This window comes from Serratia sp. H402Y (assembly GCF_051172415.1).
GTDB classification, from domain to species: domain Bacteria; phylum Pseudomonadota; class Gammaproteobacteria; order Enterobacterales; family Enterobacteriaceae; genus Serratia; species Serratia ureilytica.
This window is the reverse complement of the sequence record NZ_JBPIYZ010000001.1, coordinates 2,724,210-2,739,488: the sequence shown is the minus strand read 5'-3', so window position 1 is coordinate 2,739,488 and position 15,279 is coordinate 2,724,210. Positions and strand designations below refer to the sequence as shown.

15 protein-coding genes are annotated in these 15,279 nt (G+C 61.0%); 14 read left to right on the top strand and 1 reads right to left on the bottom strand.

Annotated features, from left to right (window positions below):
- The first annotated feature begins 49 nt into the window (after nt 1-49).
- A complete protein-coding gene (tctD, locus tag ACSBQS_RS13215; RefSeq protein ID WP_033643888.1) occupies nt 50-724 on the top strand; it encodes a transcriptional regulator TctD in 675 nt (224 codons plus the stop codon).
- Nucleotides 711-2,129 carry a sensor histidine kinase gene (locus tag ACSBQS_RS13210; protein ID WP_033651954.1) on the top strand — a complete coding sequence of 473 codons (1,419 nt, stop codon included), beginning with the start codon at nt 711-713 and terminating at the stop codon, nt 2,127-2,129. Before tctD ends, ACSBQS_RS13210 begins: the two co-directional genes overlap by 14 nt.
- Here ACSBQS_RS13210 and ACSBQS_RS13205 read toward each other — a convergent pair.
- Complete coding sequence (locus tag ACSBQS_RS13205) at nt 2,126-3,046, bottom strand: DMT family transporter (RefSeq protein WP_033651953.1); 921 nt, start codon at nt 3,044-3,046, stop codon at nt 2,126-2,128. The genes ACSBQS_RS13210 and ACSBQS_RS13205 overlap by 4 nt on opposite strands.
- A 117-nt stretch (nt 3,047-3,163) precedes the next feature.
- On the opposite strand from ACSBQS_RS13205, the gene ACSBQS_RS13200 reads away from it, so the two are divergent.
- From ACSBQS_RS13200 to hisJ, 12 genes are all read left to right on the top strand, one after another.
- Nucleotides 3,164-3,937, top strand: a complete 774-nt coding sequence (locus ACSBQS_RS13200) for an AraC family transcriptional regulator (RefSeq protein WP_033643885.1) — start codon at nt 3,164-3,166, stop codon at nt 3,935-3,937.
- Nucleotides 3,938-3,990: 53 nt separating this feature from the next.
- The gene (gene pdxB, locus ACSBQS_RS13195) at nt 3,991-5,112 is read left to right on the top strand and encodes a 4-phosphoerythronate dehydrogenase PdxB (protein WP_033651952.1); all 1,122 of its coding nucleotides are present in this window, start codon (nt 3,991-3,993) and stop codon (nt 5,110-5,112) included.
- Nucleotides 5,113-5,222: 110 nt separating this feature from the next.
- Nucleotides 5,223-6,233: an aspartate-semialdehyde dehydrogenase gene (locus ACSBQS_RS13190; protein WP_033643883.1), complete on the top strand. Its 1,011-nt coding sequence runs from the start codon at nt 5,223-5,225 to the stop codon at nt 6,231-6,233.
- The gene (gene truA / locus ACSBQS_RS13185; protein ID WP_033651950.1) at nt 6,233-7,054 is read left to right on the top strand and encodes a tRNA pseudouridine(38-40) synthase TruA; all 822 of its coding nucleotides are present in this window, start codon (nt 6,233-6,235) and stop codon (nt 7,052-7,054) included. The genes ACSBQS_RS13190 and truA overlap by 1 nt, the downstream gene beginning before the upstream one ends.
- A gap of 78 nt (nt 7,055-7,132) precedes the next feature.
- Nucleotides 7,133-7,795 (top strand): DedA family protein, encoded by a 663-nt coding sequence (locus ACSBQS_RS13180; protein ID WP_004936130.1) that lies wholly within the window; start codon nt 7,133-7,135, stop codon nt 7,793-7,795.
- Nucleotides 7,796-8,027: 232 nt separating this feature from the next.
- A complete protein-coding gene (gene accD, locus ACSBQS_RS13175; protein ID WP_033643880.1) occupies nt 8,028-8,936 on the top strand; it encodes an acetyl-CoA carboxylase, carboxyltransferase subunit beta in 909 nt (302 codons plus the stop codon).
- Between the two features lie 191 nt (nt 8,937-9,127).
- Nucleotides 9,128-10,393, top strand: coding sequence for a bifunctional tetrahydrofolate synthase/dihydrofolate synthase (gene folC / locus ACSBQS_RS13170; RefSeq protein ID WP_033643879.1), 1,266 nt, complete (start codon nt 9,128-9,130; stop codon nt 10,391-10,393).
- Nucleotides 10,394-11,146: a cell division protein DedD gene (gene dedD, locus ACSBQS_RS13165; RefSeq protein WP_033643878.1), complete on the top strand. Its 753-nt coding sequence runs from the start codon at nt 10,394-10,396 to the stop codon at nt 11,144-11,146.
- 234 nt (nt 11,147-11,380) lie between these two features.
- Entirely contained in the window at nt 11,381-11,881 is a 501-nt protein-coding gene (gene cvpA, locus ACSBQS_RS13160; protein WP_004936119.1) for a colicin V production protein, read from the top strand.
- 21 nt (nt 11,882-11,902) lie between these two features.
- The gene (gene purF / locus ACSBQS_RS13155; RefSeq protein WP_033632500.1) at nt 11,903-13,420 is read left to right on the top strand and encodes an amidophosphoribosyltransferase; all 1,518 of its coding nucleotides are present in this window, start codon (nt 11,903-11,905) and stop codon (nt 13,418-13,420) included.
- A gap of 139 nt (nt 13,421-13,559) precedes the next feature.
- Entirely contained in the window at nt 13,560-14,132 is a 573-nt protein-coding gene (locus ACSBQS_RS13150; protein ID WP_033643877.1) for a UbiX family flavin prenyltransferase, read from the top strand.
- A gap of 304 nt (nt 14,133-14,436) precedes the next feature.
- Nucleotides 14,437-15,219: a histidine ABC transporter substrate-binding protein HisJ gene (gene hisJ / locus ACSBQS_RS13145; protein WP_033643876.1), complete on the top strand. Its 783-nt coding sequence runs from the start codon at nt 14,437-14,439 to the stop codon at nt 15,217-15,219.
- The last annotated feature ends 60 nt before the right edge of the window (nt 15,220-15,279 follow it).

Below are 15,279 nucleotides of genomic sequence, written 5' to 3'. Positions count from 1 at the left end.
GACGCCGCATCGGTGTCTGGTTGTTCAGGTAAATCAATGGAATGGGAACATGCGACTGTTATTGGTTGAAGATCACCCCGAGCTGTCTCACTGGTTGCAAAAGGCGCTGACCGGCGCCGGATTTGCCGTCGACGTCGCGCCGGACGGCGTGGCCGCCGACCACCTGTTGCTTAATGAACGCTATGCGCTGGCGGTGCTGGATGTGGCGTTGCCGCGTCTGAACGGTCTCGATTTGCTGGCGCGCCTGCGCAAGCGCGGGCAGGATCTGCCAGTGCTGTTGCTGACGGCGCGCACCGACGTGACCGACCGGGTGAAAGGCCTGAATCTGGGGGCGGACGACTACCTGACCAAACCGTTCGAACTGGACGAGCTGGAGGCGCGCATTCGGGCGTTGCTGCGCCGCAGCGTCGGCGCCGCGCAGCCGGCGTTGCAATACGGCGCGTTGACCTATCATGACGAAGGTTATTTCCTGCTGGAGAGCAAACCGCTGGCGCTGACGCCGCGCGAGCTGGCGGTGCTGACCGCGCTGATGCACCGGCGCGGCCGCCCGGTGGCCAAGCAGCAGCTGTTTGAGCAGGTGTTTACGCTGTCTGACGAGGCCAATCCGGAGAGCATTGAGCTTTACGTACACCGTTTGCGGAAAAAGCTGCAGGGCAGCGACGTGGCGATCGTCACGCTGCGCGGTCTGGGCTACAGCCTGGAACTGTGCAATGCGGTGGTTTAACGCGCCGCGTTCGCTGTTTTATCAACTGCTGCTGTTTTTTGGCCTGCCGCTGCTGGCGCTGGGCGGCATCTCTATCTACACCCACTACTTCAGCGCCATGAGCGCCGCCACCCTGGCCTACGACCGCACGCTGCTGGCGTCGGCGCGCACCGTGGCGGAGCGGCTGGTGGTGCGCGAAGGCAAGCTGGCGGTCGATGTGCCTTATGTGGTGCTCGACAGCTTCGAGCGCAACATGAACGATCAGCTCTATTACGAGGTGATCTCGCCACAGGGGAAAAGCATCTCGGGCTATGACGATTTGCCGTCGTTGCCGCCCCACATTCCACGCTCCACCCTCTATCCGGCATTGGTGCATTTCTACGATGCGGAATACCTTGGCCGGCCGATCCGCGTGGCGGCGCTGTTTCAACCGGTCAACGAGTCGGGCGTGAGCGGCATGGCGACCATTCTGGTGGCGGAAACCCTGGAATCGCGTCGTTACCTGGCGCGGCAGATGATGATCGCGGCGCTGTTGAGCCAGGGCACGGTGGTGGTGTTGACCCTGATCCTGGCGTTCGCGCTGCTCAAGCGGGTGTTGAAGCCGATGCGTAAACTCTCCGGCATCATGCTGCGGCGCGATCCGGGCGAACTGACGCCTTTGCCGCGGGTTCTTCCCTGGTCGGAGATGCAGCCGCTGCTGGTGGCCTTTAATCGTTACATCGAACGGCTGCGGCTGATGGTGGCGCGTCAGGAACGCTTCAGCGCCGACGCCTCTCACCAGCTGCGCACCCCGCTGGCGGTGCTGAAGACCCAGGTCGGGGTGGCGCTGGCCAGCGATCGGCCGCAGCAGTGGCGCGAAAGTCTGCAGGCGATGAGCGCGACGCTGGATAACACCGTGGCGCTCACCGACCGTCTGCTGCACCTCTCGCGCCTGAAAGCCAGCGAGCACAGCGCCGATCGCAAGCTGCAGCCGGTCAATTTGGCGCAGGTGCTGCGCGACGCCTGTTTCTCTCGCTTGCCGCAGGCGCGCAGCAAACAGATCGATCTCGGTTTCGAGGGTGAAGCGGCATGTCAGGTCGCGGGGGAGCCGCTGCTGTTGGCCGAGCTGTGTGCCAATCTGCTGGACAACGCGCTGAAATACACGCCGCGTCAGGGCGTGGTGACCGCCCGCCTTACGCGGGACAAGGCTACGGGGGAAGGGGTGCTGGAGATAGAAGACAGCGGCCCGGGCATCGCCTTGCAGGACAAGGCGTTGGCGCTGCAGCCGTTTCATCGTTTGGACAACGTGGGCGATCAGCCGGGCGCCGGTTTGGGATTGGCGTTGGTGAAGGACATCACCGCGTATCACGGCACCCGCCCGGAGCTGTTGAGCTCCGCCGCGCTGGGCGGCCTGTTGGTGCGGGTGCGTTTCAGGTTGTTGGCTTAGGCCTGTTCTTTGCAGGAATCTGCGCCTGCCGCCGGGGCTTTGGCTTTACGCGTCAGCGGCGTGCGCAGCCGCTGCGACAGGATCACGCCCAGCAGGGTGATGCCGCCACCGATCAGGTGGTAACCGTGCAATTGTTCATGCAGGAACAGCACCGCGATAGCGGCGGTAAACACCGGCGCCAGGTTCATGAAGATCGAGGTGGTGTTGGCGCCCAGGCGCAGGACGCCCTGAATCCACAGGTACGGCGCGATGATCGAGGCCGGAATGCCGGCGAACAGCACCAGCGGCAGGTTATGGCCGTTCAAGCCGACATCCTGCGCCATCAGGAAATTCGGCAGCAGCAACAGCACGCCGAACAGGATCTGCACGTAGAGCGATTGCCAGTTCGGCAGCGCGATGGCCCAGCGTTTGGTCAACACGCCATACAGCGCGTAAGAGGCGGTGGCGAGCAGCATCATCAATTCCCCTTTGCCGATACCGTGCTGCAACAGCGCGCCGGGCTGACCGCCGCTGACCAGCCAGATCAAACCGCAGAAGGAGAGAATGCTGCCGAGCAGCACGCCGACGGTCGGCGCAATGCGCAGCAGTACGATGCTGATCAGGATGGTCAGCAGTGGGATCAGCGACACGATGATGCCCATAAACAGCGCGCTGACGCTGTGCGCCGCGTAATAGGCCAGGCTTTGATACAGCACCATGCCGAGCAAGCCGAGGATCATCAGCTTCCACCAGTTGGCGCGCACCTGCGCCCAGTTGCGAAGCACGCCCGGCAGCACAAACGGCGTCAGGGCGATCAGCGCCAGCAGCCAGCGGTAGAGCGAGATGGCCGCCGGATCGATGGCGGTGGCGGAGAGTTTGCTGACGACGGCGTTAATCGACCAAATCAGCACGGCCAGCAGGGGGAAAAGCATATTCATGACAATTATTCTCAATAGCGTCCAACATGCTGGCTAGTCTACGCGTGTCCGGTTTATCATATATAACGATATTCAGACAAAAATCGGCGTAAATAAGACAAATCACGAGACGAAACCATGCCAGAAATCCGCCATTTTCCCGAGTCGCTGATCCCGGCGCCAAACCCGGTGCAGTTTCGTTGCGAGGAGTTCAACGTCCGCACCGAATTCCAGCCGCACAGCCATACCTGGGGCCAATTGATGTGGGTCAAAGCCGGGGTGATGGTGCTGCGCATCGGCGGGCAGCGCTTTCTGGCGCCACCGGAGTACGTGCTGTGGACGCCGGCGGGCATCGAACATTCCTGTTACAACCAGCGGTTGGCGCAGTGCCGCATGGTGGACATCGCGCCGGCGCTGTGCGCCGGCATGCCGGCCGATCCTTGCCTGGTCAATGTGACGCCGATCTTTCGCGCCATCGCCGAGGATTTCTATGCGCGCAAACAGTACATTCCGCAGGCGGAGGCGGATTTGCGCCTCTGCCAGGTGCTGATCGACCAACTGCATCTGTCGCCGCGCCAGCAAACCTATCTGCCGTCGTCGGACGACAAATTTTTGGCGCCGGTGCTGGAAGCGCTGGAACATTGCCCGGCGGACAACACTTCGCTGGCGACGTGGGCGAAGCGGGTATACACCACCGAGCGCACGCTGTCTCGCCGCTGCCAGCAGGATTTGGGCATGCCGTTCAGCGAATGGCGCCAGCGCCTGCGCTTCCTGCACGCCGTGTCGCTGCTCGAACAGGGCAAAACCGTGCAGGACGTGGCGCTGGAGGTCGGTTACAGCTCCGCGTCGGCCTTTATCGTCATGTTCCAGCAGATCGCCGGCACCACCCCTGAGCGCTTTCGCCGTGCCTGATTCAGTGGCACACTATTTCGCAGACAAATAGCCGTAAACCGTCGGAGAACGCAGTGAAAATTCTGGTTGATGAAAATATGCCGTATGCGGCCGAGCTGTTCAGCCGCCTGGGCGACGTGCGGGCGGTGCCGGGGCGTCCGATCCCGCTTGAGGCGCTGGCGGATGCCGACGCGCTGATGGTGCGTTCGGTCACCAAGGTCAATGAAGCCTTGTTGGCCGGCAGCCGCATCGGCTTTGTCGGCACCGCTACCGCCGGCACCGATCACGTCGATGATGCCTGGCTGCAACGGCAGGGCATCGGGTTTTCCGCCGCGCCGGGCTGCAACGCCATCGCGGTGGTCGAGTATGTGTTCTCCGCATTGATGCTGCTGGCCGAGCGCGACGGCTTCCAATTGCGGGATAAAACCGTCGGCATCGTCGGCGTGGGCAACGTCGGTTCGCGTCTGGACGCGCGCCTCAAAGCGCTGGGCGTGCGCACGCTACTGTGCGATCCACCGCGCGCCGATCGCGGCGACGCCGGGGAATTCTGGCCACTGGAGAAATTGGTGGCCGAGGCCGACGTGCTGACCTTCCATACGCCGCTGAATAAATCCGGCCCGTATCATTCATTGCACCTGGCGGACGCCGAGCTGCTGGCGGCGTTGCCGGACAATCGCATTCTGATCAACGCCTGTCGTGGGCCGGTGGTGGATAACGCCGCGTTGCTGCAGGCGCTGGAAAAAGGCAAAAAGCTGAGCACGGTGCTGGACGTGTGGGAACCGGAGCCGGATCTCGCCTTGCCGCTGTTGGCGCGGGTGGATATCGGCACCGCGCACATCGCCGGGTATACGCTGGAAGGCAAGGCGCGCGGCACCACCCAGGTGTTCGAAGCGTTCAGCCGCCATCTGGGGCAGCCGCAACAGGTGGCGCTGGCCTCGCTGCTGCCGGTGCCGGAGTTCAGCCAGATCCGTCTCAACGGCCCGCTGGATGAAGCGCGGTTAAAACGATTGATGCACTTGGTGTATGATGTGCGCCGCGATGATGCGCCGCTGCGCAAAGTCGCCGGGCAACCGGGCGAGTTCGATCGCCTGCGCAAGCACTACCAGGAACGCCGCGAGTGGTCTTCGCTGGCGGTGCAATGCGATGACAGCGCCAGCGCCGAGCTGCTCGGCAAGTTGGGCTTCAGCATCGCGTAGCGCGTAAGGTTGTCTTAAGCCAACGCCGCTACAGTGAGCGGCAAAGATTATCGGGCGGTGGCTGCACTGCCCGTCTGCTTTTATGAATGAAATACTCTGGAGAAAACCCAATGTCTGACGGCTGGAATATCGCGCTGCTCGGCGCCACTGGCGCGGTAGGTGAAGCGTTGCTGGAATTGTTGCAGGAACGCCAGTTCCCGGTGGGTGAGCTCTATCCTCTGGCAAGCGAACGCAGCGCGGGCGCCAATGTGCGCTTCAACGGCAAGTCTCTTCTGGTGCAAAACGCCGAAGAGTTCGATTGGTCGCAGGCGCAGCTGGCCTTCTTCGTCGCCGGCAGCGACGCTTCAGCGCGCTATGCCGAAGAGGCCGGCAACATGGGCTGTCTGGTGATCGACACTAGCGGCCTGTTCGCCATGGAACCGGATGTGCCGCTGGTGGTGCCTGGCGTTAACCCGCAGGTGCTGGCGGATTACCGCAACCGCAACATCGTCGCGGTGGCCGACAGCATGGTCAGCCAACTGCTGACGGCGATCAAACCGCTGACCGAACAGGCGGGGCTGTCGCGCCTGCACGTCACGACGCTGATGTCGGTATCCTCGCGCGGCAAGGCGGCGGTGGACGATCTGGCCGGCCAGAGCGCGCGGCTGTTGAACGGCATCCCGGCCGAAGAAGGCGTTTTCACTAAACAGCTGGCGTTTAATATGCTGCCGCTTGTCGCCGACGAGCAGGGCAGCGTGCGCGAAGAGCGCCTGATCGTCGATCAGGTGCGCAAGGTGCTGCAGGACGAAGGGTTGCCGATTTCGGTGAGCTGTATCCAGTCGCCGGTGTTTTATGGCCACGCCCAGGTCGTGCATCTGGAAGCGCTGCGTCCGCTGTCCGCCGAAGAGGCGCGCAGCGAGCTTGAAGAGGTCGAAGACGTTCAACTGAGTGAAGAGGATGATTACCCGACTCAGGTCACCGAAGCTTCCGGCAGCGATGCGCTCAGCATCGGGTGTCTGCGCAACGATTACGGCATCCCCGAGCTGTTGCAGTTCTGGACGGTGGCGGACAACGTCCGCTTCGGCGGCGCGTTGATGGCGATCGAAACCGCCGAGCGTCTGGTGCAGGAGCAGATGTACTGATGTCTGAGGTGGTCTCGCCCGCTCAGCCGACGCTGAAGGTAGCGCTGGGCATCGAATATGACGGCAGCCGTTACTACGGCTGGCAGCGGCAGCAAGAAGTGGCCAGCGTGCAGGAACGGCTGGAGCAGGCGTTGAGCAAGGTGGCGGATGCGCCGATCAACGTGCTGTGCGCCGGGCGCACCGACGCCGGGGTGCACGCCACCGGGCAGGTGGTGCACTTCGAAACCACCGCGCGCCGCAAGGACGCCGCCTGGACGATGGGCGTCAACACCCATTTGCCGCCGGACATCGCGGTGCGCTGGGTGAGCCCCGTCGCCGATGATTTTCACGCGCGTTTCAGCGCCACCGCGCGCCGTTACCGCTATATTATTTTCAACCATCGCTACCGGCCGGCGGTGTTGCAACAGGGGGTGACGCATTTTTATCACCCGCTGGACGCGGACCGCATGCATCGGGCGGCGCAGGCATTGCTGGGCGAGAACGACTTTACCTCGTTTCGCGCGGTGCAATGCCAGTCGCGCACCCCGTGGCGCTGCGTAAAACACGTTAAGGTTACGCGCTACGGCGAATATATTGTGGTAGATATCAAGGCGAATGCCTTCGTGCATCACATGGTTCGCAACATCGTCGGCAGCCTGATGGAGATCGGCTGCGGCAATCAGGATGAGAACTGGATGGCCGAGTTGCTGGCGCTGAAGGATCGCAATCTGGCGGCGGCGACGGCGCGAGCCGAGGGGCTGTATCTGGTTTCCGTGGACTATCCCGACCACTTTGGCATCCCGCGGCCGCCGATGGGGCCGCTGTTTTTACCCGACGATTAAACGCCGGCACGCCTGAAAGCGTCGCTCCCTTGTGCTTCTGCCGGGTGATTGAAACGCCCGGTATCAATGAGAGAATTTATGGACATCATCAAGTTTATTATTGATTTCATTCTGCATATTGATGTGCACCTGGCCGAACTGGTCGCACAATACGGCATGTGGGTCTACGCTATTCTGTTCCTGATCCTGTTTTGCGAGACCGGTTTGGTGGTGACGCCGTTCCTGCCGGGGGATTCTTTGCTGTTCGTCGCCGGCGCGCTGGCGGCTTTGCCGACCAACGATCTGAACGTGCACACCATGGTGGCGTTGATGGCCGTGGCGGCGATCATCGGCGATGCGGTGAACTACACTATCGGGCGGTTGTTCGGCGAGAAGCTGTTCAGCAACCCGAATTCGAAAATCTTCCGCCGCAGCTACCTGGATAAAACGCATCAGTTTTATGAGAAGCACGGCGGGAAAACGATTATTCTGGCGCGATTCGTGCCGATCGTGCGTACTTTTGCGCCGTTCGTCGCCGGCATGGGGCATATGTCCTATCGCCACTTCGCCGCCTACAACGTGATTGGCGCACTGGTTTGGGTGCTGCTCTTCACTTATGCTGGCTACCTGTTCGGCGATCTGCCGGTGGTACAGGAGAACCTGAAACTGCTGATCGTCGGGATCATCATCGTTTCGATTCTGCCGGGCGTGATTGAAATTTGGCGCCACAAGCGCGCCGCCGCCCGCCAGCAAAAACAATAAAAACATCGCTCAACCTGTCGGTTCGACCAGTTTTTTGTCCACAGCGTCGGGCCGATATGGTTTAATGAGCGACATTATGGTCTGTTCCTGCGAACAACCCTGAAGCCGATGCCTCGGTCGCGCGCTTGCCGCGCGGCGAACGGGCATTTTTTCATTGGGGGTGTTTTCAGGGGGATTGTTAAAGCATGAACAGCGGACTGGCGTGTGCCAGGTTCAAACAGAAAGGTCATCGATGAGCTGGATTGAACGAATTCTTAACAAGAGCAATATCACACAAACCCGTAAGGCGAGCATTCCTGAAGGGGTCTGGACCAAATGCGACAGCTGCGGCCAGGTTCTCTACCGCGCCGAGCTGGAGCGTAATCTGGAAGTGTGTCCGAAGTGCGACCACCATATGCGTATGAGCGCGCGCGCGCGTCTGCATACCCTGCTGGATGAAGGCAGCGAAGTGGAGCTGGGCAGCGATCTGGAGCCGAAAGACGTTCTGAAATTCAAGGATTCCAAGCGCTATAAAGATCGTCTGGTCGCCGCACAGAAAGCGACCGGCGAGAAAGATGCGCTGGTGGTGATGAAGGGCACGCTGTACGGCATGCCGATCGTCGCGGCGTCCTTTGAATTCGCCTTCATCGGCGGTTCGATGTCTTCCGTGGTTGGCGCGCGTTTCGTGCGTGCGGTTGAGCAGGCGCTGGAGGACAACTGTCCGCTGGTGTGCTTCTCCGCCAGCGGCGGCGCGCGCATGCAGGAAGCGCTGATGTCGCTGATGCAGATGGCGAAAACCAGCGCGGCGTTGGCCAAAATGCAGGAGCGCGGCTTGCCGTACATCTCCGTGCTGACCGACCCGACCATGGGCGGCGTCTCCGCCAGCCTGGCGATGCTGGGCGACATCAACATCGCCGAGCCGAAAGCGCTGATCGGCTTTGCCGGCCCGCGCGTGATCGAGCAGACCGTGCGCGAGAAACTGCCGCCGGGCTTCCAGCGCAGCGAGTTCCTGATCGAAAAAGGCGCGATCGATATGATCGTTCGCCGCCCGGAAATGCGCCAAACGCTGGCGAGCATTCTGTCCAAGCTGACCAACCAGCCGCAGCCGCATTTCGATGAGGCCGCGCCGGTCATTGAGCCGGAGCAGCAGGCCGACGCCTGAGGCAAAGACGGATCCCGCCCGGGTTCAGCCGCCACTTTGTGGCTAAGTGACGGCTGATGCCCGTTCCCTGCCGGCCGCAGCCTATGACGTTGCGGTTTGCAGGTGGGCGGCAGTGACGAAGCGCATCGCCTTTACCGCGGTGAGGGTGGTGCCCTGATGGATTAATGAACCCAAGTTCAGTGATGGGACTCATGCAAAACCACCAAATTCCCCAAGCCACGTCGCCATTGAGCTCGTGGCTTTACTATCTGGAACGTCTGCACAGCCAGGCGATCGAACTCGGCCTCGAGCGCGTACAGCGCGTCGCGGCGCATCTGGACTTACTGACCCCCGCTCCCACGGTGTTCACCGTTGCCGGCACTAACGGCAAAGGCACGACCTGTCGCACCCTTGAAGCCATTCTGCTGGCCGCCGGCCTGCGCGTCGGCGTTTACAGCTCACCGCATCTGGTGCGCTACACCGAACGCGTGCGCATTCAGGGGGAAGAGCTGAGCGAAGCGGAGCACAGCCGCTCGTTTGCCGCCATTGAAGCCGGCCGCGGCGAAACGTCGCTGACCTATTTCGAATTCGGCACCCTGTCGGCGCTGCAGCTGTTCAAACAGGCGCGGCTGGACGTGGTGATCCTGGAAGTCGGCTTGGGCGGGCGTCTCGACGCCACCAACATCGTCGATCCGAGCGTGGCAGTGATCACCAGCATCGCGCTCGATCACACCGACTGGCTGGGCAACGATCGCGAAAGCATCGGCCGAGAAAAGGCCGGCATTTTCCGCAGCGGCAAGCCGGCGGTAGTGGGTGAACCCGACATGCCGGACAGCATTCGCCAGGTCGCCGAAACGCTGGGCGCGCCGCTGTATCGCCGTGGTGAAGCCTGGAGCTTCAGCGAGCAGGGCGATCGCTGGCAGTGGCAGGGCGGCGACACGCTGCTGACCGATCTGCCGACGCCGAACGTGCCGCTGGCCAACGCCGCTACCGCGCTGGCGGCGCTGAACTGTTCCCCGCTGGAAATCGACGAGCGCGCGATCTTCACTGGGCTGCAGCAGGCGACGCTGCCGGGGCGTTTCCAGATCGTGCGGCGGGAGCCGATGCTGATCCTCGATGTGGCGCACAACCCGCACGCCGCCGGCTATCTCGCCGGGCGTCTGGCCAAGCTGCCGCGCGACGGCGGCAAGGTGCGCGCGGTGGTGGGCATGCTGTCGGACAAGGACATCGCCGGTACGCTGGCCTGCCTGAGCGAGCAGGTGGATGAATGGTACTGCGCACCGCTCGACGGCCCGCGCGGCGCCAGCGTCGAACTGCTGGCGCAACATCTGGCGGAACCGCGACGCTTTAATGATGTCGAAACTGCCTGGCGGCAGGCTATGCAGGATGCTGATAAACAGGATATTGTGATCGTCTGTGGATCGTTCCACACCGTTGCGCAGGTGATGGCGGCGTCAGACGAGATGCGGGGAGTGTGAGTGGCGAGTAAATTTCAGAACCGACTGGTCGGAACCGTGATTCTGGTGGCGCTGGGGGTGATCATCCTGCCAGGGTTGCTGGACGGCAAAAAGAAGCATTACGAGGATGAATTCGCGGCCATTCCTTTGGTGCCGAAGGCGGGCGACGTCGAAGAGAACGACGTGTTGCCGCCGGTGACGCAGCCGTTGCCGGCGCAGCCGCCGGAAGGGGCGGGGGCGCTGGTCGAGCAGCAGGCGGCCAACGAAGCGGCGGCGCAACAGGCGGTGCGACAGAATGCTCAGCAACCGACGCAGGTGGCGCCGCCGCCGGTCGAGACGCGTCCTCAGCCGGTGCAGCAGCAGCCTAAGCCGAAACCGGTGGAAACCAAACCGGTAGAGGTGAAACCGAAACCGGCGCCGCAGCCGAAGCCGGTGGAAGTGAAACCGACGCCTAAGCCGGAGCCGAAACCTGAACCGACGCCGAAGCCTGAGCCGGCACCGCAGCCGAAACCGGCGGAAGAAAAAGCGCCGGCCGGGCAAGCCTATGTCGTGCAGCTCGGGGCGTTGAAGAATGCCGCCAAGGCGAACGAGATTGTCGCTTCGCTGCGTCTTTCGGGCTATCGCGCCTTCACTGTGCCGTCAACGCCGGTGCAAGGGCAGATCACCCGCATCTACGTCGGCCCGGATGCTTCCAAGCAGAAGCTGCAGGCGGCATTGCCGTCGCTGAACTCGATCAGCGGGCTGAGCGGGCAGGTGAAGCCGTACGGTCGTTAAACCCCGCAGGGGCGCAGCAGGATGCGCCCCTGAATTAAGGAGTGGTGGAGAGATCTCGAGAGAAACCGCGCCTTTTACAGGCGAAATCACCTATGTAGGCGCGGCGATTGGGAATTTTTTAATCGCCGCTTTTTATTTGTAACGTGGTAGGAAATCCCCTACGCAAACGTTTTCTTTTTCTGTTAGAATTCGCCGCGAATTGGATGCAGGGGCGATTCATCATTGGAATAGTTCATGGTCTGGATTGATTACGTCATTATAGCGGTGATTGGATTTTCGGCTCTGGTGAGCCTGATCCGAGGGTTTGTTCGCGAAGCATTGTCACTTGTGACATGGGGATGTGCGTTTTTTGTTGCCAGCCATTTCTACTCTTACCTTGCGGTCTATTTCACTCGTTTTGAAGATGAACTGGTGCGAAACGGCATCGCGATCGCGATTTTGTTCATCGCGACCCTGATCGTAGGGGCTATTGTTAACTATGTGATTAGCTCACTGGTAGAGAAAACCGGGCTGTCGGGCACCGACAGGGTGCTGGGCATCTGCTTCGGCGCATTGCGCGGCGTGTTGATCGTTGCGGCGATCCTGTTCTTCCTGGATACCTTTACCGGCTTTTCACAAAGTGCCGACTGGAAACAGTCGCAGCTGATTCCCCAGTTCAGTTACGTCATCAGGTGGTTCTTTGACTACCTGCAGAGCACGTCGAGTTTCTTGCCGACCCAATTGCCGGGGCGGTAGCGCTGATGAGGAAAAGACAACATGTGCGGTATTGTCGGTATCGCCGGTTTTATGCCGGTAAACCAGTCGATTTATGATGCGCTGACGGTGCTTCAGCACCGTGGCCAGGATGCCGCAGGCATCGTCACCATTGACGCCCACAACGGGTTCCGTTTGCGCAAAGCCAACGGCCTGGTGAAGGATGTATTTGAGGCGCGCCATATGCAACGCTTGCAGGGCAACATGGGCATTGGCCATGTGCGTTACCCGACGGCCGGCAGCTCGAGCGCCTCTGAGGCCCAGCCTTTCTACGTCAACTCGCCGTTCGGCATTACGTTGGCCCACAACGGCAACCTGACCAACGCCCATGAGCTGCGCCAAAAGCTGTTCGAAAGCGGCCGCCGCCATGTCAACACCACCTCCGACTCGGAAATCCTGCTGAACGTGCTGGCCAGCGAGCTGGATCGCTTCCCGCATTATCCGCTGGAGGCCGACAACATCTTTACCGCGGTCGCCGCCATGCATCAGCAACTGCGCGGCGCTTACGCCTGCGTGGCGATGATTATCGGCCACGGCCTGCTGGCGTTCCGCGACCCGTACGGCATTCGTCCGCTGGTGATCGGCAAACGCACGCTGGAAGATGGCCGCAGCGAGTATATGGTGGCTTCCGAGAGCGTGGCGCTGGATACCCTGGGCTTTGAATTCCTGCGCGACGTGGCGCCGGGCGAAGCGGTGTACATCACCACCAAAGGCCAGCTGTTCACCCGCCAGTGCGCAGAGAATCCGAAAACCAATCCGTGCCTGTTCGAATACGTCTATTTCGCGCGCCCGGACTCCTTTATGGACAAGATCTCGGTCTACAGCGCCCGCGTGCGCATGGGCCAGAAGCTGGGCGAGAAGATTGCCCGCGAATGGGAAGATCTGGACATCGACGTGGTGATCCCGATTCCGGAAACCTCCTGCGACATCGCGCTGGAGATCGCGCGCATTCTCGACAAACCCTACCGCCAGGGCTTTGTGAAGAACCGCTACGTCGGCCGCACCTTCATCATGCCGGGCCAGCAGGCGCGTCGTCAGTCGGTGCGCCGCAAGCTGAACGCCAACCGCGCCGAGTTCCGCGACAAGAACGTGCTGCTGGTGGATGATTCCATCGTGCGCGGCACGACCTCAGAGCAGATCGTCGAGATGGCGCGCGAAGCGGGCGCCAAGCGCGTGTACCTGGCTTCCGCCGCGCCGGAAGTGCGTTTCCCTAACGTCTACGGCATCGACATGCCGAGCGCCAACGAACTGATCGCCCACGGGCGCGAAGTGGATGAAATCCGCCAAATCATCGGCGCCGATGGGCTGATCTTCCAGGACCTCGACGATCTGATCGAAGCGGTGCGTGAAGAAAACCCGGACATCACCCAGTTCGAATGCTCGGTATTCAACGGCATCTACGTGACCAAAGACGTCGATCAAAGCTATCTGGAATACCTGGAGTCGCTGCGCAACGACGACGCCAAGGCGCTGCGGGGACAAACCGAAGCGGAAAATCTGGAACTGCATAACGAAGGCTAACCGCCTGTGTTGATCCATCAGGGGGCATCGTCGCGTCTGCGGCGGTGCGCCTTGCTCCTGTGAACTTGCTTATCCCTCGCCATTGCGGCAAAGTCTGCCTGATCTTATTTTTTACTTTTTACGGCAGAGGCCATTCTTCATGAAACGACTCATCATCGGCATTTCCGGCGCCAGCGGCGCGATCTACGGCGTGCGCCTGTTGCAGGTCTTGCGCGACGTCGCAGAGGTGGAAACTCATCTGGTGATGAGCAACGCTGCAAGGCAGACGCTGGCGCTGGAAACGCCGTACAGTCTGCGTGAAGTGCAGGCGCTGGCCGATGTGGTTCACGATGCGCGCGATATCGCCGCCGCCATCTCTTCCGGTTCCTTCAAAACCCTGGGCATGGCGATTTTGCCTTGTTCAGTCAAAACGCTGTCCGGCATCGTCAACAGCTACAGCGACGGACTGCTGACCCGCGCCGCCGACGTGGTGCTGAAAGAACGCCGCCGCCTGGTATTGTGCGTGCGTGAAACGCCGTTGCACCTTGGGCACCTGCGGCTGATGACGCAGGCGGTGGAAATGGGCGCGGTGATCATGCCCCCGGTGCCGGCGTTTTATCACCAGCCGAAAAGCGTGGAAGACATCATCGATCAGACCGTCAATCGGGTGATCGATCAGTTTGATATCGAATTGCCGGCCGATCTGTTCACCCGTTGGCAGGGTGCTGATTAACATTTTCATCCCCAAATTGGTACATTTGTGCAACACCGCACTGAATTAGGGCGGCGCATGCACCATAATGATCCCACTTCATCACGTTCACTGTTTCATGGCGCCGTCCTGTCGCGGCTGCCAGTGGCGCGGCCCCGAGCGGCCGATTTAATTTTGCGGTTATCGTCCCAGGAAACAGTATTGTGAAGGCCGGAGCCGTTCCCTCCGCCCGTAGCACCTAATGTGGCACGATTACTGCAAATTGATTTGGTGGGGAAAAGTAATGCCCGTAGTGGCATCAAAAAAATCAATTTGAGGGTAATTTATGAAAAAGCTGGTTAAGGTTCTTCCTTTAGTCTTGGCTTTGGCGGCCGCAAACAGCGCATTCGCCGCTATCCCATCGACATTGAAGATTGGCACCGATCCGACTTATGCGCCGTTTGAATCCAAAAACGCCAAAGGCGAGCTGGTCGGCTTCGATATCGATTTGGCCAAAGAGCTGTGCAAACGCATAAATACCCAATGCACCTTCGTGGAGAGCGACTTTGACGCGCTGATCCCATCCCTCAAGGCGAAAAAGATCGACGCTATCATCTCTTCGCTGTCCATCACCGAAAAACGCCAGCAGGAAATCGCCTTTACCGACAAGCTGTATGCCGCCAACGCCCGCCTGATCGCGCCGAAGGGGTCTAAGCTGTTGCCTACCGTGGATGCGTTGAAAGGCAAGAGCGTGGGCGTGCTGCAGGGCACGACCCAGGAAGCCTACGCCAACGCCATGTGGCAGCCGAAGGGCGTCACCGTGGTGCCTTATCAGAACCAGGATCTGGTCTACGCCGATCTGGCCTCCGGGCGCATCGACGCCGCCTTCCAGGATGAAGTGGCGGGCAGCGATGGCTTCCTGAAACAGCCGCCGGGCAAAGACTATGCGTTCGCCGGCGAATCGGTGAAGGATGACAAATTCTTTGGCGTCGGCACCGGCATGGGGCTGCGCAAAACCGATACCGAGCTGAAAGCGGCGCTGGACAAAGCCTTCGCCGAGATGCGCAAAGACGGCACCTACGATAAATACGCGAAAAAGTACTTCGACTTCGACGTCTACGGCGGCTAATCCGCTAACCGTTCCATGCTGTGACTGCGGGGCCGGTGCGCCGGCTCCGATGGTTCGGAT

Coding starts and splice junctions, on each gene's coding strand:
- tctD (WP_033643888.1), top strand. CDS start 50: ATGCGACTGTTATTGGTTGAAGATCACCCCGAGCTGTCTCACTGGTTG.
- ACSBQS_RS13210 (WP_033651954.1), top strand. CDS start 711: ATGCGGTGGTTTAACGCGCCGCGTTCGCTGTTTTATCAACTGCTGCTG.
- ACSBQS_RS13205 (WP_033651953.1), bottom strand. CDS start 3,046: ATGAATATGCTTTTCCCCCTGCTGGCCGTGCTGATTTGGTCGATTAAC.
- ACSBQS_RS13200 (WP_033643885.1), top strand. CDS start 3,164: ATGCCAGAAATCCGCCATTTTCCCGAGTCGCTGATCCCGGCGCCAAAC.
- ACSBQS_RS13190 (WP_033643883.1), top strand. CDS start 5,223: ATGTCTGACGGCTGGAATATCGCGCTGCTCGGCGCCACTGGCGCGGTA.
- truA (WP_033651950.1), top strand. CDS start 6,233: ATGTCTGAGGTGGTCTCGCCCGCTCAGCCGACGCTGAAGGTAGCGCTG.
- ACSBQS_RS13180 (WP_004936130.1), top strand. CDS start 7,133: ATGGACATCATCAAGTTTATTATTGATTTCATTCTGCATATTGATGTG.
- accD (WP_033643880.1), top strand. CDS start 8,028: ATGAGCTGGATTGAACGAATTCTTAACAAGAGCAATATCACACAAACC.
- folC (WP_033643879.1), top strand. CDS start 9,128: ATGCAAAACCACCAAATTCCCCAAGCCACGTCGCCATTGAGCTCGTGG.
- cvpA (WP_004936119.1), top strand. CDS start 11,381: ATGGTCTGGATTGATTACGTCATTATAGCGGTGATTGGATTTTCGGCT.
- purF (WP_033632500.1), top strand. CDS start 11,903: ATGTGCGGTATTGTCGGTATCGCCGGTTTTATGCCGGTAAACCAGTCG.
- ACSBQS_RS13150 (WP_033643877.1), top strand. CDS start 13,560: ATGAAACGACTCATCATCGGCATTTCCGGCGCCAGCGGCGCGATCTAC.
- hisJ (WP_033643876.1), top strand. CDS start 14,437: ATGAAAAAGCTGGTTAAGGTTCTTCCTTTAGTCTTGGCTTTGGCGGCC.